This is a genomic window from Streptomyces sp. SID8352, from assembly GCF_009862265.1.
GTDB lineage: Bacteria > Actinomycetota > Actinomycetes > Streptomycetales > Streptomycetaceae > Streptomyces.
The window spans coordinates 1-19,333 of record NZ_WWGX01000097.1 but is presented as its reverse complement, the minus strand read 5'-3'; the positions used below and the strand labels follow the sequence as shown (position 1 = coordinate 19,333).

At 71.0% G+C, this 19,333-nt stretch carries 19 protein-coding genes and 1 rRNA gene; 12 read left to right on the top strand and 8 right to left on the bottom strand.

The genetic code is table 11. The features are described 5' to 3' along the window. Window positions 1–294 precede the first annotated feature (294 nt). From pstS to pstB, 4 genes are all read left to right on the top strand, one after another. A complete protein-coding gene (gene pstS / locus GTY84_RS29355; protein ID WP_345943555.1) occupies window positions 295–1,425 on the top strand; it encodes a phosphate ABC transporter substrate-binding protein PstS in 1,131 nt (376 codons plus the stop codon). 142 nt (window positions 1,426–1,567) lie between these two features. Next, window positions 1,568–2,569 carry a phosphate ABC transporter permease subunit PstC gene (pstC, locus tag GTY84_RS29350; protein ID WP_161229440.1) on the top strand — a complete coding sequence of 334 codons (1,002 nt, stop codon included), beginning with the start codon at window positions 1,568–1,570 and terminating at the stop codon, window positions 2,567–2,569. Continuing rightward, window positions 2,566–3,621, top strand: coding sequence for a phosphate ABC transporter permease PstA (gene pstA / locus GTY84_RS29345; RefSeq protein ID WP_161229439.1), 1,056 nt, complete (start codon window positions 2,566–2,568; stop codon window positions 3,619–3,621). Before pstC ends, pstA begins: the two co-directional genes overlap by 4 nt. A 91-nt stretch (window positions 3,622–3,712) precedes the next feature. Beyond that, a complete protein-coding gene (gene pstB / locus GTY84_RS29340) occupies window positions 3,713–4,489 on the top strand; it encodes a phosphate ABC transporter ATP-binding protein PstB (protein WP_161229438.1) in 777 nt (258 codons plus the stop codon). Between the two features lie 162 nt (window positions 4,490–4,651). Here the strand turns inward: pstB and GTY84_RS29335 are convergent, their stop codons facing one another. Together GTY84_RS29335 and GTY84_RS29330 are read right to left on the bottom strand one after the other, a co-directional pair. Beyond that, entirely contained in the window at window positions 4,652–5,650 is a 999-nt protein-coding gene (locus GTY84_RS29335) for an inorganic phosphate transporter (protein WP_161229437.1), read from the bottom strand. A gap of 7 nt (window positions 5,651–5,657) precedes the next feature. Next, the gene (locus GTY84_RS29330; protein WP_161229436.1) at window positions 5,658–6,278 is read right to left on the bottom strand and encodes a DUF47 family protein; all 621 of its coding nucleotides are present in this window, start codon (window positions 6,276–6,278) and stop codon (window positions 5,658–5,660) included. A gap of 258 nt (window positions 6,279–6,536) precedes the next feature. Between GTY84_RS29330 and GTY84_RS29325 the strand changes: the two genes are divergently transcribed. After that, on the top strand, window positions 6,537–6,923 hold the full coding sequence (locus GTY84_RS29325; RefSeq protein WP_161229435.1) for a metal-sensitive transcriptional regulator: 387 nt from the start codon (window positions 6,537–6,539) through the stop codon (window positions 6,921–6,923). Window positions 6,924–6,941: 18 nt separating this feature from the next. On the opposite strand, the gene GTY84_RS33215 is transcribed toward GTY84_RS29325, so the two are convergent. Then, a complete protein-coding gene (locus GTY84_RS33215; protein ID WP_202551972.1) occupies window positions 6,942–7,139 on the bottom strand; it encodes a hypothetical protein in 198 nt (65 codons plus the stop codon). 51 nt (window positions 7,140–7,190) lie between these two features. Further along, window positions 7,191–8,081, bottom strand: a complete 891-nt coding sequence (locus tag GTY84_RS29320; RefSeq protein WP_161229434.1) for a hypothetical protein — start codon at window positions 8,079–8,081, stop codon at window positions 7,191–7,193. Window positions 8,082–8,160: 79 nt separating this feature from the next. Here GTY84_RS29320 and GTY84_RS29315 point away from each other — a divergent pair, with 79 nt between their 5' ends. Then, window positions 8,161–8,361, top strand: a complete 201-nt coding sequence (locus tag GTY84_RS29315) for a hypothetical protein (protein WP_161229433.1) — start codon at window positions 8,161–8,163, stop codon at window positions 8,359–8,361. Window positions 8,362–8,682: 321 nt separating this feature from the next. Here GTY84_RS29315 and GTY84_RS29310 read toward each other — a convergent pair whose 3' ends face one another. Both GTY84_RS29310 and GTY84_RS29305 read right to left on the bottom strand, forming a co-directional pair. Next, the gene (locus GTY84_RS29310; RefSeq protein WP_161229432.1) at window positions 8,683–9,396 is read right to left on the bottom strand and encodes a phosphatase PAP2 family protein; all 714 of its coding nucleotides are present in this window, start codon (window positions 9,394–9,396) and stop codon (window positions 8,683–8,685) included. A gap of 197 nt (window positions 9,397–9,593) precedes the next feature. Beyond that, window positions 9,594–10,538, bottom strand: a complete 945-nt coding sequence (locus tag GTY84_RS29305; RefSeq protein WP_202551970.1) for a bifunctional lytic transglycosylase/C40 family peptidase — start codon at window positions 10,536–10,538, stop codon at window positions 9,594–9,596. Window positions 10,539–11,115: 577 nt separating this feature from the next. On the opposite strand from GTY84_RS29305, the gene GTY84_RS29300 reads away from it, so the two are divergent. The 6 genes from GTY84_RS29300 to GTY84_RS29275 all read left to right on the top strand — a co-directional run bounded on the left by GTY84_RS29300 (window position 11,116) and on the right by GTY84_RS29275 (window position 18,352). Continuing rightward, window positions 11,116–11,424: a hypothetical protein gene (locus GTY84_RS29300; protein ID WP_003991275.1), complete on the top strand. Its 309-nt coding sequence runs from the start codon at window positions 11,116–11,118 to the stop codon at window positions 11,422–11,424. A 201-nt stretch (window positions 11,425–11,625) separates the two neighbouring features. Beyond that, window positions 11,626–12,462 carry a hypothetical protein gene (locus GTY84_RS29295; protein WP_161229431.1) on the top strand — a complete coding sequence of 279 codons (837 nt, stop codon included), beginning with the start codon at window positions 11,626–11,628 and terminating at the stop codon, window positions 12,460–12,462. Next, the gene (locus GTY84_RS29290; protein ID WP_161229430.1) at window positions 12,452–13,789 is read left to right on the top strand and encodes a hypothetical protein; all 1,338 of its coding nucleotides are present in this window, start codon (window positions 12,452–12,454) and stop codon (window positions 13,787–13,789) included. Before GTY84_RS29295 ends, GTY84_RS29290 begins: the two co-directional genes overlap by 11 nt. Further along, the gene (locus tag GTY84_RS29285; RefSeq protein ID WP_161229429.1) at window positions 13,786–15,345 is read left to right on the top strand and encodes an SCO6880 family protein; all 1,560 of its coding nucleotides are present in this window, start codon (window positions 13,786–13,788) and stop codon (window positions 15,343–15,345) included. The genes GTY84_RS29290 and GTY84_RS29285 overlap by 4 nt, the downstream gene beginning before the upstream one ends. Before the next feature lie 12 nt (window positions 15,346–15,357). Continuing rightward, complete coding sequence (locus GTY84_RS29280) at window positions 15,358–16,770, top strand: ATP-binding protein (protein ID WP_161229428.1); 1,413 nt, start codon at window positions 15,358–15,360, stop codon at window positions 16,768–16,770. 34 nt (window positions 16,771–16,804) lie between these two features. Further along, window positions 16,805–18,352 carry a type VI secretion protein gene (locus GTY84_RS29275; RefSeq protein WP_161229427.1) on the top strand — a complete coding sequence of 516 codons (1,548 nt, stop codon included), beginning with the start codon at window positions 16,805–16,807 and terminating at the stop codon, window positions 18,350–18,352. Between the two features lie 81 nt (window positions 18,353–18,433). Here the strand turns inward: GTY84_RS29275 and GTY84_RS29270 are convergent, their stop codons facing one another. Together GTY84_RS29270 and rrf are read right to left on the bottom strand one after the other, a co-directional pair. Further along, window positions 18,434–18,994 carry a GNAT family N-acetyltransferase gene (locus GTY84_RS29270; protein WP_161229426.1) on the bottom strand — a complete coding sequence of 187 codons (561 nt, stop codon included), beginning with the start codon at window positions 18,992–18,994 and terminating at the stop codon, window positions 18,434–18,436. Window positions 18,995–19,088: 94 nt separating this feature from the next. Beyond that, window positions 19,089–19,205 (bottom strand): 5S ribosomal RNA (gene rrf / locus GTY84_RS29265). Window positions 19,206–19,333 lie beyond the last annotated feature (128 nt).

Below are 19,333 nucleotides of genomic sequence, written 5' to 3'. Positions count from 1 at the left end.
CTCCCCCACCCACCCCTCCCGCACCCCCGCCCCGGAATCCCCCCGTGTCCTCCCCGTGAGCATTCCGTGACCTCACCGCACCGTCCGCAGGGGTTCACCGTGCGTTCATTTACGCCCATCGGCGCCTTCACCTGATCTGCCTAATTTCGGCCTTACCCGATACGGGCGCTTCCCGAAAGCGCGTCCGGATCGCGCCGTAACGGCATGTCCCCCGGCGCGTACCGGAACAGCCCGTCTCACCCCGCTCGCACGCCGCCGAATCAGGACGGCGGCTCCTGGAAGGAACTCCCTCAAGTGAAGCTTCAGCGCATGAACCGGCGGGCCCTCGCTCTCGGTGCTCTCGCCGTCTCCAGCGCCCTGGCCCTCACGGCGTGCGGCTCCGACGACACCGGCGGCAAGGACAAGGACGCCGGCGCCCAGGCCAGCACGCAGGCCGGGAACATCAAGTGCGACGACGCCAAGGGCCAGCTCCAGGCCTCCGGCTCGTCCGCCCAGAAGAACGCGATCGACGCCTGGGTCAAGCAGTACCTGGCGGCCTGCAAGAGCGTCCAGATCAACTACAACCCGACCGGCTCGGGCGCCGGCATCACCGCGTTCACGCAGGGCCAGACCGCGTTCGCCGGTTCGGACTCCGCGCTCAAGCCCGAGGAGATCGAGTCCTCGAAGAAGGTCTGCAAGGACGGCCAGGCCATCGACCTGCCGATGGTCGGCGGCCCCATCGCCGTCGGCTTCAACGTCCCCGGCGTCGACACCCTGGTCCTGGACGCCCCGACGCTGGCGAAGATCTTCGACAGCCGCATCACCAACTGGAACGACGCGGCCATCGCCGGGCTCAACCCCGACGCCAAGCTCCCCGACCTGAAGATCCAGGCGTTCCACCGCTCCGACGAGTCCGGCACCACGGACAACTTCACCAAGTATCTGAAGGCCGCCGCGCCCGGCGAGTGGAAGTACGAGGGCGGCAAGTCCTGGGAGGCCAAGGGCGGCCAGTCCGCGCAGGGCTCCTCCGGCCTGGCCCAGCAGGTCAAGCAGACCTCCGGCGCCATCTCCTACTTCGAGCTCTCCTACGCCGGTGACGGCGTGAAGACCGTCGACATCAAGACCGAGGCCGCCGAGCCGGTCAAGGCCACCGTCGAGAACGCCACCGCGGCCATCGCCGCGGCCGAGGTCGTCGGCACCGGCAAGGACCTGGCGCTGAAGCTCAACTACACCCCGGACGCGGCGGGCGCGTACCCGATCGTCCTGGTCACGTACGAGATCGTCTGCGACAAGGGCAACAAGTCGGACAGCCTGCCCGCCACCAAGTCCTTCCTGAACTACATCGCCTCCGAGGACGGCCAGGGCCTCCTCAAGGACGCCGGCTACGCGCCGATGCCCGAGGAGATCATCACCAAGGTCCGCGAGACCGTCTCGGGCCTGAGCTGACCCGTGTGCGGTCCGGTCCCCCCGCCCGGCGCGGGGGGGACCCGGCCGCACCGTCCGGTGCACCGCCGCCAGGAGCCTCCCGAACCCCGGGCCGGCTCCGCCCGAGCCGCCGCCCAGGCGGTTCCGCAGACCGGAGAACCCGATGGACACCACCACCCAGAAGCCACCCGCACCCCCCTCCTCCCAGCCGGCCGGTGACGAGGCGCCCGCCCGGCGCGGCACCACCCGCCCCGGCGACCGGATCTTCCTCGCGCTCTCGCGCGGCTCCGGCATTTTCGTGCTGGTCATCATGGCCGCCATCGCGGCCTTCCTCACCTACCGCGCCTCCATGGCGATCGGCAAGGACGAGGCGAACTTCTTCACCACCTTCGAGTGGAACCCCAGCGGCGACCCCGTCGAGTTCGGCATCGCCGTGCTGGCCTTCGGCACCATCGTGTCGTCGGTCATCGCCATGGCCATCGCCGTCCCGGTCGCCGTCGGCATCGCCCTGTTCATCACGCACTACGCCCCGCGCCGCCTCGGCGGCACCATCGCGTACGTGATCGACCTGCTCGCCGCCGTGCCCTCCATCGTCTACGGCCTCTGGGGCGCCCTCGTCCTGGTGCCGCACCTGGACGGCCTCTACGGCTGGCTCGACACCTACCTCGGCTGGACCGGGGTGCTGGAGTGGAACGGCGGCGCGCCCCGCTCGCTGTTCACCGTCGGCATCCTGCTCGCCATCATGATCCTCCCGATCATCACCAACGTGAGCCGCGAGGTGTTCCGGCAGGCCCCGCGCATGCACGAGGAGGCCGCCCTGGCCCTCGGCGCCACGCGCTGGGAGGTCATCCGGATGTCGGTGCTGCCCTTCGGCCGCTCCGGCGTCATCTCCGCCTCGATGCTCGGCCTCGGCCGCGCGCTCGGCGAGACGATGGCCGTGGCCATGGTGCTCTCCCCGACCTTCGACATCAGCGCCAGCCTGCTCGACCCGGGCGGCGGCACCTTCGCGCAGAACATCGCCAGCAAGTTCAACGAGGCCACGGAGACGGGCCGGGACGCGCTGATCGCCTCCGGTCTGGTCCTGTTCGTCATCACCCTGCTGGTCAACGGCGCGGCCCGGCTGATCATCGCCCGCCGCAAGGAGTACTCGGGGGCCAACGCATGAGCAACGCAACCCTCACCCCGAAGCCCGCGCGCTCGCTGCGCGGCGCGACCCTGCCGAAGTGGTTCCCGTGGGCGGTGGCCGCCGGATCGGTCGCCGCCGGCCTGGCCGTCAGCGCCGCGGCCGGGCTGGACAGCAGCGTCCAGTGGGCCCTGATCGCCGGCGTCCTGTTCATCGCCGGGTCGTACGGCATCGCGGCTCGCGTGGAGGGCCGCCGCCAGGCCAAGGACCGGGTGGCGACCAGCCTGGTGTGGCTGGCGTTCATCGTCGCCGTGATCCCGCTGGCGTCCCTGATATGGGAGACCGTCAAGCGCGGCACCAAGGTGATGGACGTCTTCTTCCTCACCCACTCGATGGGCGTGGTCGCCGACACCGAGCCCGGCGGCGGCATCTACCACGCGCTGGTCGGCACCCTCCAGCAGGTGGGCCTGGCCACCCTGATCTCCGTGCCGGTGGGCGTGCTGACCGCCGTCTACCTGGTCGAGTACGGCCGCGGGCGGCTCGCGAAGGCCGTCACCTTCTTCGTCGACGTGATGACGGGCATCCCGTCGATCGTGGCCGGCCTGTTCATCCTCAGCCTGTGGATCCTCATCCTCGGCATGGGCTACTCCGGTTTCGCGGGCTCGATGGCCCTGGCGATCCTGATGATCCCGGTCGTCGTCCGCTCCACCGAGGAGATGCTCAAGCTCGTGCCGAACGAGCTGCGCGAGGCCTCCCTGGCGCTGGGTGTGCCGAAGTGGCGCACGATCCTCAAGGTCGTCCTGCCGACCTCCATCGGCGGCATCACCACCGGCGTCATGCTCGCCGTCGCCCGCATCACGGGCGAGACGGCCCCCGTCCTGCTGCTGGTCTGGGTCACGAACTTCATCAACACCAACCCGTTCTCCGACCCGCAGGCGTCGCTTCCGATGTACATCTACCTGCAGTACGCCAACAGCGGCGGCTCCGGCGCGGCCTACGACCGCGCCTGGGCGGCGGCCCTGACGCTCATCGCGTTCATCATGATCCTCAACCTGGTGGCCCGCGGCATCGCCCGCTGGAAGGCCCCGAAGTGAACCCGCCCGCGGCCTCGCCGCGCGCCCGGTCGCTGACGCGGCCGGCGGTACCCGGCCGGCGCCCCGGAACCCGAAAGAAGCAGTGATACCCATGGCGAAGCGCATCGACGTCAGCGGCCTGAACGCCCACTACGGCTCCTTCCTGGCCATCGAGGACATCTCGATGACCGTCGAGCCCCGTTCCGTGACCGCCTTCATCGGCCCTTCCGGGTGCGGCAAGTCCACCTTTCTGCGGACCCTGAACCGCATGCACGAGGTCACCCCGGGCGGCAGGGTGGACGGCAAGGTCATGCTGGACGACGAGAACCTGTACGGCGCCGGCATCGACCCGGTGGCGGTGCGGCGCGAGGTCGGCATGGTCTTCCAGCGCCCGAACCCCTTCCCCACGATGTCCGTCTACGACAACGTGGCTGCGGGCCTGCGTCTGAACGGCAAGTACCGCAAGTCGGAGCTGGACGGCATCGTCGAGAAGTCCCTGCGCGGCGCGAACCTCTGGAACGAGGTCAAGGACCGCCTCAACAAGCCGGGCTCCGGCCTCTCCGGCGGCCAGCAGCAGCGCCTGTGCATCGCGCGGGCCATCGCCGTCGAGCCCAAGGTCCTGCTGATGGACGAGCCCTGCTCCGCCCTGGACCCGATCTCCACCCTGGCGATCGAGGACCTGATCGGCGAGCTGAAGGAGCGCTTCACGATCGTCATCGTGACGCACAACATGCAGCAGGCGGCCCGGGTCTCGGACCGCACGGCGTTCTTCAACCTGGCGGCGGTGGGCCGCCCCGGCAAGCTCATCGAGATCGACGACACGGAGCGGATCTTCTCCAACCCCTCGGTCCAGGCGACGGAGGACTACATCTCCGGGCGCTTCGGCTGACCCGAACACCCGCGGTGCTGCATGGCGGTGCCACCGCGGGTATGCGAAGGGCCCGCCCCCGGTCACCGGGGGCGGGCCCTCGTGCGCGCACCGGACGGCCGACGCGACCGTGCCGGACCGCCCCTCGCCCCGGGCACGGAGCACCGGGCGGGCGGACGGGGATCACAGGACGGCCAGGTCCACCAGCCAGAAGGAGAGGGCCGCCACCAGCGCCGCCGCGGGCATCGTGATGAACCAGCCGAGGATGATGTTCTTCGCGACGCCCCACCGCACGGCGTTGACCCGCTTCGTCGCCCCCACACCCATGATCGCGGAGGTGATCACATGGGTCGTGGAGATCGGCGCCTTGAAGAGGAAGGCGGTGGTGAACATGATCGAAGCGCCGGTGGCCTCGGCCGCGAAGCCCTGCGGCGGGTCCAGCTCGATGATCTTCCGGCCGAGGGTGCGCATGATCCGCCAGCCGCCGGCGTAGGTGCCGAGCGACAGCATCACCGCACAGGCGATCTTGACCCAGACCGGGATCGGGTCGCTGAAGTCCTCGACATCGGCGATGACCAGCGCCATCACCACGATGCCCATCGTCTTCTGGGCGTCCTGGAGACCGTGCCCCAGCGCCATGCCCGCGGCCGACACGGTCTGCGCGATGCGGAACCCGCGCTTGGCCTTGTGCGGGTTGGCCCGGCGGAATATCCACATGATGCCGGTCATCACCAGATAGCCGACGATCAGACCCACGACGGGGGAGATGAACATCGGCAGGACGACCTTCTCCAGCACCCCGCCCCAGTAGACGGCCGTGCCGCCGGCCAGGGCCGCGCCGACCATGCCGCCGAACAGCGCGTGCGAGGAGGACGAGGGCAGACCGAAGTACCAGGTGATGAGGTTCCAGGCGATGGCGCCGACGAGCGCGGCGAAGAGGATGCCCATTCCCTTGGAGCCGTGGGGCGTCTCGATGAGCCCCTCGCTGACGGTCTTGGCGACCCCGGAGCCGAGGAACGCGCCGGCGAGGTTCATCACGGCGGCCATGGCGAGCGCCGCCCGGGGAGTCAGCGCCCGCGTCGACACGGAGGTCGCGATGGCGTTCGCCGAGTCGTGGAAACCGTTGGTGTACGTGAAGAAGAGCGCGACCCCGATGGTCACGACCAGAGCAAGGGTGTCCATGGACGGGTCAGGACTCCTTGACCGCGATGGTCTCCACCGTGTTCGCCACGTGCTCGAACGCGTCCGCGGCCTCTTCGAGGACATCCACGATCTGCTTCAGCTTCAGCACCTCGATGGCGTCGTAGGTGCCGTTGAAGAGGTGGGCGAGCAGCTTGCGGTGGATCTGGTCGGCCTGGTTCTCCAGCCGGTTGACCTCGATCCAGTACTCGGTGAGGTTGTCCATGGTGCGCAGGCTCGGCATCGCCTCCGCCGTCAGCTCCGCGGCCCGCGCCAGCACCTCGATCTGCTGCTCCACTCCCTTGGGCAGCTCCTCGACGTTGTAGAGGACGACCAGGTCGACGGCCTCCTCCATGAAGTCCATGATGTCGTCGAGGGACGAGGCGAGGGAGTAGATGTCCTCACGGTCGAACGGCGTGATGAACGAGGAGTTCAGCTGGTGGAAGATCGCATGCGTGGCGTCGTCACCTGCGTGTTCCGCGGCCCGCATACGCTCTGCGATCTCGGACCTGGCGGAAGCGTCCGCCCCGAGCAGTTCCATCAGGAGCTTGGAGCCCGTGACGATGTTGTCCGCGGATGCGGCGAACATGTCGTAGAAGCTCGTCTCCCTGGGGGTCAGACGAAAGCGCACGTGGATTCCTCGGGGTGCGTCGGTTCGGTGAGGCTGATGCTAGGCGCATCATCCGGCCACGGCTAACGGGCCGTCCCCCAGTGTCGCCCATCAGGCAGCCTGATGAGCAGGGGGGCGACACCGACCGTCCGCGGGCCGTTCTCCACGGCCTCCGGGCCGCCCCGGCGCCACCGGCTCCCACGGCCCGGGAAAATTGGTTACCCTATACCCACCAGGGGTATATATACGGTGTGTATCCCCTCATTCACGGAGGACGCGATGACGACCACCGGGGCCGGCGCGGGTGCGCCCTCCACGGCACTGGAGACCGCGGCCGGGACGACGCCGGCCGCCGAGGCCGTGACCACCGACCACGACCACGGGGTGCACGGCTACCACCACCAGAAGAACGACCACCTCAAGCGGCTGCGCCGGATCGAGGGCCAGATCCGCGGTCTGCAGCGGATGGTCGACGAGGACGTCTACTGCATCGACATACTCACCCAGGTCTCCGCCTCCACCAAGGCACTCCAGTCCTTCGCCCTGCAACTGCTGGAGGAGCACCTGCGCCACTGCGTCGCGGACGCCGCGGTCAAGGGCGGCGCCGAGGTCGACGCCAAGGTGGAGGAGGCTACGAAGGCCATCGGCCGTCTACTGCGCACCTGAACCGGGGCGTTCCTCGGACTACTGCGCACCTGAACCGGGGCGTTCCTCGGACACCCGCAGCACCTCGTCGATGCTCTCCAGGCTGAGCCGTCCCCGGGCGGCCGACGCCGCGATGATCAGGTCACCGCACAGCTCTATCTCGGCAAGCGCCACGTGGTCCTGCACTGCCGTACCGCCGACCGGAGCCACGCACATCACCTCGTCCCTGCCAGTCACCGACTTCCTAGAGTAGGGAGCGGCACACGGAACGCGCATGGCACGGAAGGGCTAGTCCTGGGGCTCTTTCCGGCCATCCGGCGCTTCCCCGCCGCCCGGCCCCTCCGCGATCCGGCCGTCGTAGATGTCACCGCCGCCGGGCAGCTCGACCCCGGCGGCGGCGCCGAAGTCGTAGAGCAGGGTCGTCGAGGCGACCTCCACGGTGCCCTGCCGCTGCTGCCCGGCGAAGCTGAACCGGTGCCGGAGCTTGCGGACGCGGCCCCGTTCGTCGAGGTACACGTCGAACGGCACCTCCGCGGTGGCGAACCCTTTCGCCGCCGCGGCCAGGGCCTCCCGGTTGCCACCCGAGGCGCGCCGTGCCGCGCCGGCCAGATCGGCCGTCCCCCGGTAGTGCCGCACCTCCGTCCCCGCAACCCGGGCCCGCCCCACGTACCGGGCCGTCCGCGTCCCGCGCAGCACCTCCGCTGCGGCGTACGGGTCGGTCGCGCCGCCGGTGACCAGATTGCCGTCGGCCAGCGAGCCGATGTCGACGCGCACCCACTTGTCCTCGGGGACACCGGCGCCCCGGTTCTTCATGAACAGCGCGCCGGGCGTGAGCAGCTCGGTGATCGGACGGTGCCCGCTGCCCCCCGCCGGGTCCTGCGGCAGCCGCACCGTCAGCCGCCCGCGCCGCTCCCGGAAGTCGTAGACCCCCTCGCCCCGGATGGTGACCCGGGTCCCGCCGCTGGCCATCTCCATCGCGGTGCGCGCCCGGGAGCTGCCGGCGGCCACGAGCCGGTCGGCCGCTCCGCGCAGCACGGCCACGGGATCGCCGCCCGCGTCGTCCCCTCCACCGGTCCCCGCGGAGCAGCCGCCCACCAGGCACAGGCCGATCCCGACGATCAGGCTCCTTCCCGGCCGCCATCTCCGCGGCCGCCGCCGCTCCCGCCGGACCACCGTCATCCGTCCCGTCACCCCGCCCGTTTCCGAATCCTTGCGATCCGGTTAACGACCGGCGGGCGGCGCCGGTAACGTGGACGGCGTGGCGCAGCAGGACGGTCCGGACACCGACCCGGACACGACGGAACACCGTACGGCGACGATCGAACAGGGCCGGTTCTGCCTGGCCCGCTGCCTCTGCGGCTGGCGCGGCCCCGCCCGCCGGGCCCGCAGCCAGGCCCGCACGGACGCGCTCACCCACGAGGCCGCCGTCGTCGCGGCGGAGCACCGCCCGCCCGCGTGAGCGGGGGCCGCGCCGAGGCCGGTGAACGAGGACCGGCCCGCGGCCGGTGAACAGGCACCGCCGGCCGCCGCCCCGTCCCGCTTCCCGCCCGGGTCCCCCGGTGGTCGTGCCCTCCGCGGCCGCGGTCCCACGGAACCGGGTGCCGCCGGCCACGGACCCTACGGCCCGCCGCCCTGCCGCCCCGTCAGGACCAGGGCCGGCGGATCCTCCGGCCGCCCGCTCCCGCGCCGTCGGCCCCGGTCACGGGGTCCCGCCCCGTCAGGTCCCGTCACGCGGGCCCGCGGTGGCCGGGTCCGGGCGCCCCCTCTCGGGCCCCCGGGCTCAGGCCGCCAGGTCCCGCTCGCCGGACTCCCCGTCCCCGCGCTCCCGCCGGGCCCCGGGGATCACCGCGCGGGCCGCCGCGCCGTTCCGGCCCCGCGCGCTGACCAGCCACCCCACCCGGGGCGAGCGCTCGACGGCCCGGGTCAGCGGCGTCAGCAGGGCCATCGCCAGCGGCGACAGCAGCAGCGCCACCGCGGTGCCCAGGGCGAAGCCGCCGACCACGTCGGTCGGGTAGTGCACGCCCATGTACACGCGGATGAAGCCGCCGAACACCGCCAGCACGATCGCGGCGATCCCGAACCGCCGGTGCGCCACGAACAGCGCGACGGCCATCGCCATGCAGAGCGTGGCGTGATCGCTCACGAACGAGAAGTCGTCCTTGCCGTCCACCAGCACTTCGAGGCCCTGGTGGTCGTTGAAGGGCCGGGGGCGCTCCACGAAGCCCCGTATCGGCACATTGACCAGCACCGCCACACCGGCGGCCAGCGGGGCCCAGAGCAGGGCTGCCACGGAGGGCGCCGCGTCCTCGCCGCCCCGGCGCCGCACGCCCCACCAGCACCACAGCACCATGAGCACGATCGCGAACAGCAGCCCGTACTCGCCGACGAACTCCATGACGCGGTCGAACCAGTGCGGCGCGTCCTTGGCCAGGCCGTTGATCTCGTAGAGCAGGTCGACATCGGGGTTCGACCCGGATTCGGCGAGTCCAGCCATGTCGCTGCGGCCCCTTCGTCATGTTCCCTCGGCGCGCCACGCGCGCGCCTGTTCCGCCACCCCCGTGGATGCGGCGTTCCGTGTCAACAGGAACGCACGGGCCCCGCGGATACGTTCCGCACTCCACCGGATGATCACGCAGACGTTACCGAAGAGAGACTGTCCCCGCAGCTCAGGGGAGTGCTTCACAGTAAGTGTCAGACCGTGGTGGGCAACGCTTTCGCGCCATCCTCGGTGACCCGGGTGGCACCGAAGTAGTCGGGGGTGTCGATGGAGTCGAACCGGATCACCGCCCCCGTCCGGGGCGCGTCGATCATGTACCCGCCGCCGACGTAGATCCCCACGTGCCGGATCGCCCGCGAATCGGTGAGGTCGTCCGAGAAGAACACCAGGTCACCCGGGAGCAGTTCGTCCCGGCCCGGGTGCGGGCCCGCGTTGTACTGGTCGTTGGCGACCCGGGGCAGCGTGATCCCGACGCTCTCGTACGCCGCCTGGGTCAGCCCGGAGCAGTCGAACCGGCCGCCCTGCGCGGCCGTACCGGTCCCGCCCCACAGATAGGGCGTCCCCAGCTTCTTCTGCGCGTACGCGATGGCCCCCGCGGCCTGCCGCGAGGGATCGACCCGCCCCTGCGGCGCGGCGAAGCTCTTCTCCAGGGACGTGATGATCCGGACGTAGTTCCTGGTCTCCTCGTACGGCGGCACCCCCTGGTAGCGGATCACCGCGTAGGCGCCCGCGTTGTAGGAGGCCAGCATGTTCTCGGTCGGATCGCCGGGCACGTCCTTGACGTACGACGCCAGCGTGCAGTCGTAGGTCGCCGCCGACGGGATGGCGTCCGCGGGGTCCCAGACGTCCCGGTCCCCGTCCCCGTCCCCGTCGATCCCGTGGCTGGCCCAGGTGCCGGGGATGAACTGCGCGATGCCCTGCGCCGCCGCCGGGCTCTGCGCCCTCGGGTTGAAACCGCTCTCCTGGTAGAGCTGGGCGGCCAGCAGCGCCGGATTGATGGCGGGGCAGAGATTGCCCCACCGCTGCACCAGGTCCTTGTAGGCGGCCGGCACCGCGCCCTTCGCCAGCGTTTTGGCACCACCCGCGACACCGCTGGCCGAACCGCCGGCGACCAGATAGACCCCGATGACCAGCAGCATCACGAAGACGAGTCCGGAACTGACGGCGACGATGGCCGCGATCCACGCCTTACGCACCGTCAACCGCCCCTCAGCATCCGGACCCAGAGCGCCTGGCGTCAGTGTATAGGCGGCCTTCCTCCCAGGGGGTGAGTTCGGGGCACCCGGGCCGCCGACCGGGTGTACGGCACCGCGCCGCGCCCTCGGGCGGACGGAGCGTCACCACGGGCTCCCACGGCCCTCCCGCCGGCCCGCATCCCGCGACAGGGCGCCCCCGGGGACCCGGCGGGCCGACCGGCCGTCAGGAACACGCCGGAACGCGCCCGTATCCAACGACACGATCACCCGACAGGTTTCGCCCGGGCTCCTTTGCCCACCGTAACCCTTCGTGATACACAGAGTGACCAAACGTCTCCCGCCGACCCGATCACACCCCCATTTCGAGGCCGGCGCGGGCCGGTGGCAAGCTGTTCATACGAAACCCGCCAATCAATGACGCCAAGTCGACATGCGACGGCGCCGTTGTCAGCGACAATGAGGCCTGACCTCTGCATGTCCGCAGAGGGTGCGGAACTACCCAACAGGGGCGGTGACTTACATGCTCTTTGCGGCCGACAAGGGAGACATCAACACCATCATCGGCGGGATCGCTCCGGACTGGGGCCCCTTCGGCAGCCTGGGCAACGAGGCCAAGGTGATGATCGAGGTGGTCATGGCCGTCGCCATCCTGCTCTGCCTGGGCATCGCCATCTGGGGCGCGGCCAAGCAGCGCATCGGCGCCACCGCCCTTCGCGACACGTTCAGCGCCGAGCAGGGCAAGGGCCTCATCATCGCCGGGCTGACGGGCGTGTTCATCATCGGCTCGCTCGGCACGCTCTTCACCATCGTGTACGGCATGGCCGTGTAGGCGGGCCGCGCTCCACCGGCCCACCGGGCGCCTCCCGTCCCCTCCATCCCACCCGCCCGTCGCGCCCATCGGCTGAGGTTGCGTTTCCCTGATGTCCAGTCACCACATCGCACGCGTACGGGAGCCGGCCCGGCTACCGTCATACTTCTACGGCATGGCGCACGAGGTTTTCCCGCACGACGTCGAGGGGGCGTACGCGGCATGACTCTCGGAGACGACCACGAGTCCTCCGGCGGCTACGGCGGCACCGGCCAGACCCGCACCCGGCTCCCGGACGGCCCCGGCGACGGCCACCCCGGACCCCGCCGCGGCCCCGCCCGCACCTCCTCCCGAAGCCTCGTCACCGTCGTCGGCGTCGTGGTCCTCCTCATCGCCGCCATCGCCTTCGCGAATCGCGGAGGAGACGATTCCGCACCGTCCTCCAAGGGCCGGGACGCTCCTCCCGACACCGCGGCAACGGCCCCGACGGGGAAACGGCCGGTGGACTCCCGGACCGCCGGAATCCCGTCGGGCTACGCCCGCACCGAACAGGGCGCCCAGAGCGCGGCGGCCAACTACTCGGTGGCGCTGGGATCGGCCGAGATGTTCAACAAGGCCAGGCGCGACAGCATCCTGGATACCATCCTGGTACCTGCCAAAGTGCCAGAGTTTCGAGCGACTCTGGACCAGGCCTACAGCCCGGAGTTCAACAAGAACGTGGGCCTGAACGAGGACGGTTCGGCTCCGAAGGGCTACACCTTCGTCTCCCGCACCACTCCGATCGGTACGAAGCTTGTCGACAGCTCGACCGACACCGCGACCGTCGAAGTGTGGTGCGGCGGTCTCCTCGGTCTCGCAGGTCAGAAGTCCACATCGCCCGTGACCAGCAGCTGGTTCACCATCACCATGAAACTGGAATGGGCGGCGGACGACTGGAAGGTCCTGACGCACTCCCAGAAAGATGGCCCAGCGCCGATTCCCGGCGACGGCAGGGCTGCAAGCGCGGACGAGATGGCGAAGGCCGTCCAGGAGTACGGAGGGTTCACCTATGCCCGCTAACCGGCACCTGCTCCGGCTGATCACCATGACCGGGGCTGTGCAGACAGCAGCATTTCTCTTCGCCGCTCGTGCCTTTGCCGCACCCACACCGTCACCCACTCCGACCGACGACCCCTGCGACCTCATCCACGGCCCGGCCAAGGACTACTGCGAGCGCGGTCAGTCCGGTGGCGGGTCCCGCCGCAGCACCCTCAACGACCCCACCTCCGTCCTCGACCCCCTCTCCTCCCTCGCCCGCGGCTGCGCCGACGCCGCCGCCTGGACGATCGGCAAGCTGAGCACCGCCGTCCAGGAGACCGCGAACGTCGACTTCACGAACGACAAGTTCCTCAAGCAGTACGCCGTCGTCTTCGCCGCGTCGACCATCCTCACCCTCCTCCTCTGGCTGCTGGCCGTGGCCAAGCGCGCCGTCCGCGGCGTACCGCTGACCACCGCCCTGTCCGAGGCCATCGGGTTCCTCTGGCTCACCGTGCTGGCCTCCGCCTTCACCCCCCTGATCCTGTACACCGTGGTCTCCGCGGCCGACGGCGTCACCGACGTCCTCGCCAAGGCCACCGGCGACCAGACGGACACCTTCTTCGGCACGTTCTCCGGCGCCCTGAAGAAGGGCGAGGGCATCGGCGGCGGCCCGATCATGCTGATCGTCGTCTCCCTGGTCTCCATCCTCGCCGCCGGCGTCCTCTGGCTGGAACTGGTCATCCGCGCCGCCCTGCTCTACGTCGGCGCCCTGCTCGGCACGGTCGTCTACGCCGGGCTCGTCGACAAGAACCTCTGGGGCCACGTCCGCCGCTGGGCCGGCGTCATGATCGCCGTCATCCTGGTGAAGCCCGTCATCGTGATCGTCCTGGGCCTGGCCGGCGCCCTGTCCGCCGACGACGGCCCCGACGCCTTCTCCGCCGTCGTCTCCGGGCTCGCGATCATCCTGCTCGCGATCTTCGCCTCGGCGATGATCTACCGCTTCGTCCCCGGCTTCGGCGACGAGATCGCGGGCTCCCGCGACAACCGCATCATGCGGAACGCCGAGGGCAAGGCCGCCGCCGTCATCAGCTCCCCGGCCAACCTGGTCGCCCAGGGCATCCGCACCCACAGCACCCGCAGCAACGGCGACCCGGGCTCCGGAGGCGGCGGCCAGTCCGGCGCCCGCCCCGCCAACCCCGTCTCCGGCGGCGTCGCCGCGCACAGCGCGCGCCCCGCCTCCGGCGGCGGCAGCACACCCTCCGCCGCACCCGCCCCGCGCTCGGGCGGTCCCCTCGCCACGCCGCACACCACCACCAACCGCACCACCCGCAACAGCGGCACGAACAGCACAGGAGGTGACGGGCGTTGACGACCGAGTCCCACATGTCCCATACGGTCACGCCCCGCCGTACGTATCTCATCGGCCGCGCCCGGCCGAACGCGATCGTCGGCCGCAACCGCGAGACCGGCGAGATCGCGCTGATCGTCGCGGGCGCGTTCCTCGGCATGATGTGCGGTCTCCTCGTCCCCGTCCTGTCCCTGCGCATCGTGCTGCTCACGGGCTTCCCCATGCTCGCCCTGGCCGCCGTCTACGTGCCCTACCGGCACCGCACGTTCTACAAGTGGTTCGAGATCAACCGCAGTTACAAGCGCTCCCTGCGCCGGGGAACCGCCTACCGCTCCTCCGCCGTCGAGGCCGGCACCCGCATCGACGGCCGTGAGGTCGAGATCGGCCCGCCGCCCGGCATCGGCCGCATCACCTGGCTGGCCGCCCCCTTCGGCCCCGACGAGATCGCCGTCCTGCTGCACGCCGACCGCAAGACGGTCACCGCGGCCATCGAGATCGAGGGCCCCGGCGTCGGCCTGCGCGACTCCGAGGACCAGGAGGCCCTGGTCGACCGCTTCGGCACCCTGCTCAAGCACGTGGCCAACGGGGACGGCTTCGTCACCCGCATCCAGATGCTCGCCCGTACCCTCCCGGCCGACCCCGACGCACACGCCAAGGACGTGGCCGTGCGCGGCGACGACACCTCCCCCTCCTGGCTGCGCACCTCCTACGACCAGCTCCAGTCCATGGTGTCCACCAGCAGCGAGCAGCACCGCGCGTATCTGATCGCCTGCATGCACTTCACCCGGGAGCTGGCCGCCGAGGCCCACACCATGGCCCGCGCCGCCCGCCCCCACCACGGCCGCAAGGTCGACCGCGACGCCGGACTCGCCGTCGTCATGGCCCGCGAGCTGACCGACATCTGCTCGCGCCTCCAGGAGGCCGACATCCGGGTGCGCCAGCCCCTCGGACAGGGCAGGCTCTCCTCGCTCGTCCACTCCATGTACGACCCGGACCATCCCATCGACCACATCCAGGCGATGACGAAGCGCAACGCCTGGCCGGCCGAGCTGGACGCCATGGAGCCCACCTACCTCCAGGCCAAGACCCGCGAGTCCGCCACCCGCGCCCCCTGGTGCCACGCCACCGCCTGGGTCAAGGAGTGGCCGATGACCCCGGTCGGCGTGAACTTCCTGGCCCCGCTCCTCGTCCACACCCCGGATGTCATCCGCACCGTCGCCGTGACGATGGACCTCGAACCCACCGAGGTCGCCATCGAGCGGATGCTGACGGAGAAGACCAACGACGAGGCCGAGGCCTCCCGCGCCGCCAAGATGAACCGCACCGTCGACCCGCGCGACCTGGCGGCGCACAGCAGGCTGGACCAGCGGGGCGAGGACCTGGCCAGCGGCGCCGCCGGCGTCAACCTCGTCGGCTACATCACCGTCTCCTCCCGCACCCCCGAGGCCCTGGCCCGCGACAAGCGGACCATCCGGGCCTCGGCCGGGAAGTCGTACCTGAAGCTGGAGTGGTGCGACCGCGAGCACCACCGCGCCTTCGTGAACACGCTTCCGTTCGCCACCGGCATCCGAAGGTAGGGGCTGAGCCTGATGCGGGATCCGCTGTCCGTCCTCACCGACGCCTTCACGTCCTTCCTCTTCGGGAAGGTCGAGACGACCCGCCTGCCGGTCCGCACCTCCACCGGGCAGGCCCAGGCGGTCTATCTGCCCACCGCTGCCCCCGGCCTGGGCGACTCCGGCGTGATCATCGGCCGCGAGGTCTACTCCGGCAAGGGCTACATCTACGACCCCTTCCAGCTCTACGGCCAGCAACTGCCCGCCCCGCACTGGCTGGTGCTGGGCGAGTCGGGCAACGGCAAGTCGGCGCTGGAGAAGACCTACGTCCTGCGCCAGCTGCGCTTCCGCGACCGCCAGGTCGTCGTCCTGGACGCGCAGGGCGAGGACGGCGCCGGCGAGTGGAACCTGATCGCCCAGGAGCTGGGCATAACGCCGATCCGGCTGGACCCGATGGCCGCCCTGGACCACGGCATCCGGCTCAACCCGCTCGACCCGTCGATCACCACGACCGGCCAGCTCGCCCTGCTGCGCACCATCATCGAGGTCGCGATGGGCCACGGGCTGGACGAGCGGTCCGGCTTCGCCCTCAAGGTCGCCCACGCCTACGTCAACGAGTCCATCGTCGAGCGCCAGCCGGTCCTCACCGACATCGTCGAGCAGCTCCGCCACCCGGAGCCGGAGTCGGCCGAGGCGATGAACGTCGCCACAGACGACGTCCGCGCCTGGGGCCTGGACGTGGCGCTGGTCCTGGACCGGCTCGTCGACGGTGACCTGCGCGGCATGTTCGACGGCCCGACGACCGTCGGCATCGACCTCGACGCCCCGCTGATCGTCTTCGACCTCTCCCACATCGACCGCAACTCCATCGCCATGCCCATCCTCATGGCGATCGTGGGCGTGTGGCTGGAGCACACCTGGCTCCGCCCCGACCGGAAGAAGCGCATCTTCCTGGTCGAGGAGGCCTGGCACATCATCAACAGCCCCTTCGTCGCCCAGCTCTTCCAGCGGCTGCTGAAGTTCGGCCGACGGCTCGGACTCTCCTTCGTCGCCGTCGTCCACCACCTCTCCGACGTGGTGGACGGCGCGGCGGCCAAGGAGGCCGCGGCCATCCTCAAGATGGCCTCGACCCGCACCGTCTACGCCCAGAAGGCGGACGAGGCACGGGCCACCGGCGGCGTACTGGGCCTGCCGCGCTGGGCGGTGGAGATCATCCCCTCGCTGACCCCGGGCATCGCGGTCTGGGACGTCAACGGCAACGTGCAGGTCGTCAAGCACCTGGTCACCGAGACGGAACGACCGCTGGTCTTCACCGACCGCGCCATGACCGAGTCCTCCAGCGACCTCGCCGACGACGCCCTGCGCGCCGCGGAGCGGGAGGCGGAGGAGCGGGCCGCGGCCTTCATGGAGCACCGCCTCGGCGACTCCTCCGAATCGACGGTCGCCTAGCCGCCGCGGCGGACGTCGGCGCGGGAGGAGACGCATGGGACCGGACGAACGGAAGCGGGGCCACCAGGGCGGTGTCCCCGACGGACTGCTCATCGGCCTCCTGGCGTTCCTCCTCGGCATGACCCTGCTGGTGTGGACGGCGACGGGGCTGGGCGGGCTGTTCGCCCACGGCTCCTGGCCCGGCGGCGTCACCTTCACCGGCACCCCCATGGCCATGCGGAGCCTCATCGCCGAGCCCCACGACATCGCCGGGGCCTGGCCGGGCACCGCCCCCGCCGAGCTGTCGGGGTACGGCCTCTTCTGGGGGCTGTTCATCGGCCAGCTCATGGTGCTGGTGGTCCTCGCCGTCTTCGTCATGGGGACCCTGGCACGCTGGCGGGCGGTACGGCGGCGGCACCGGCTGGAGACGGCGTTCCCGGCACCGGGGACGGCGGCACCTCCGCAGGACCGCCCCCGGCCCTTGGAGCGCCCCGCGCCCTTCCCCGACGAGGTCCCCGCCCCCCGTACGGCCCCCGGGCCCGAGACCGCACCGCTCCGCGAACCAGCGCCGCACCTCGCGCCCGGCCCGCTCCCCGGCACCGCTCCGGAGACAGCGGGCACCGTGGAGGCCGCCGGGACCACAGAGGCAGCGGGTGCGGCAGCCGCGGCACCCGTTCCCACGGGCCCGGTGCACTACGGCGCCCCGGCGAGCCGCGAGGCCGCCGCGGCACGGGCCGTGCGGGAGGCCGAGGGAGCCGTCCTCGTCATCACCTCGAACCCGGGGCTCTGGCAGTCCACGAAGGACGCCCGCGCCAAGCTGGGCCCCGTCCTCCTCTACGACCCGTCCCACGTCTGCGACACCCCGGCGCGGCTCCACTGGTCGCCCGTCGCGGGCTGCGAGGACAAGGGGACGGCCGTCTCCCGGGCCGCCGCGCTGCTCGCCCCCGTCCGCCCCACCGCGAAGATCGACGAGGCCCTGGCGGCGACCGCCGAGCTGCTGCTGCGCAGCTATCTGCACGCCGCCGCCGTCGACGGCCGCACCGTGCGCCATGTGCACCGCTGGGCCCAGGGCGGACAGCTCCAGGACGCCGTCCGCGTCCTGCGGACCAGCCCCAGGGCCGCGCCCGGCGCGGCGGGCGAGCTGGAGGCCGCCCTCACCGGTCACCCGGACCGCCGGGACATGGCCCAGCAGCTCACCACCCGGGCGCTGGCCTCCCTCTCGACGGTCAATGTCCGCGAGGCGTGCACCCCGAACCGAAGTGATGCCCTCGCCTTGGATTCCTTTGTGCACGAACAGGGAAGCCTCTACCTGGTGGGCGAGTCCATCGAGGATCCGCGCACCAGTCCGGGCGCCATGCCGCTGCTGACGGCGCTCGCCTCCAGCGTGGTCGAGCACGGCCGGCGCATGGCCGCACGGTCATCCTCCGGTCGGCTCGACCCACCAATCACCCTGGTCCTCGACGACGTCGCCGCCGTCGCCCCGCTCCCCCAGCTCCCCGAGCTGCTGGCCCGCGGGGCCGACCTGGGGCTGCCGGCCCTCGCCCTGCTCCGCTCCCGCGAGCAGGGCCGCTCCCGCTGGCCGCACGACGAACTGCCGGTGTAGGACGGCCTTCGACCGGCCGGGGCTCCGGTACGGGGGCGGTCCCCGGGCCGGCTGCCGGGCCGGGGCAGGGGTCCCGGCGGATCAGTGGTCGGTGACGTACTCCAGCTCGGACTCCCCGGGCCTGCCCTCCAGCGGGACGACCCGGCCGCTGGGGGCGAATCCGGCCTTGCGGTAGGCGCGCCGGGCCCGCGGGTTGTCCTCGTGCACGATGAGCCGCACCCGCTCGGCGCCCCGCGACCGGGCCCACTCCAGTCCGGCCTCGAACAGCGCCCCGGTGAGGCCGCTCCCGCGCCACTCGGGGCGTACGAACACGCCGACGACATGGCCCTGCCGCCGGTCCACGGGACACCCCGCCCAGTCGGTCGTCCCGGCCTCCTCCATCAGCACCGTGAGCGACCCGGCCCAGGTCCCGTCCGGGGTCTCGGCGACGAACTGCCGGGCCCCGGTGGCCCTCTCACCGCTGCTGACGGCCCGTTCCTGCCAGAAGGAGTCCGGCAGGGCCTCGGCGGTCTCGTAGGTCTCCAGGAAGGCGAGGTGCGCGACCGGGTCCTGGAGCGCGCGCAGCCGCAGCTCCTTCACGGCCGGCCAGTCGTCGGGCCGGAGGGAGCGGATCTCGTAGTCGCCGGGGGCTGTGAGGGTCATGCCCGTCACGCTAGTACGCGGGCGTCCGCCGCTTCACCCCTTTAAAACGCAGAAAAGCCCCGCACCATGAGGTGCGGGGCTTTCCCCAACAATTGTTCGGCGGCGTCCTACTCTCCCACAGGGTCCCCCCTGCAGTACCATCGGCGCTGTAGAGCTTAGCTTCCGGGTTCGGAATGTAACCGGGCGTTTCCCCTACGCTATGACCACCGAAACACTATGAAACACAACCCGCAACCCCCGAAAAATCAGGGGCCGGTTGTTCGTGGTTTCAGAACCAACACAGTGGACGCGAGCAACTGAGGACAAGCCCTCGGCCTATTAGTACCAGTCAACTCCACA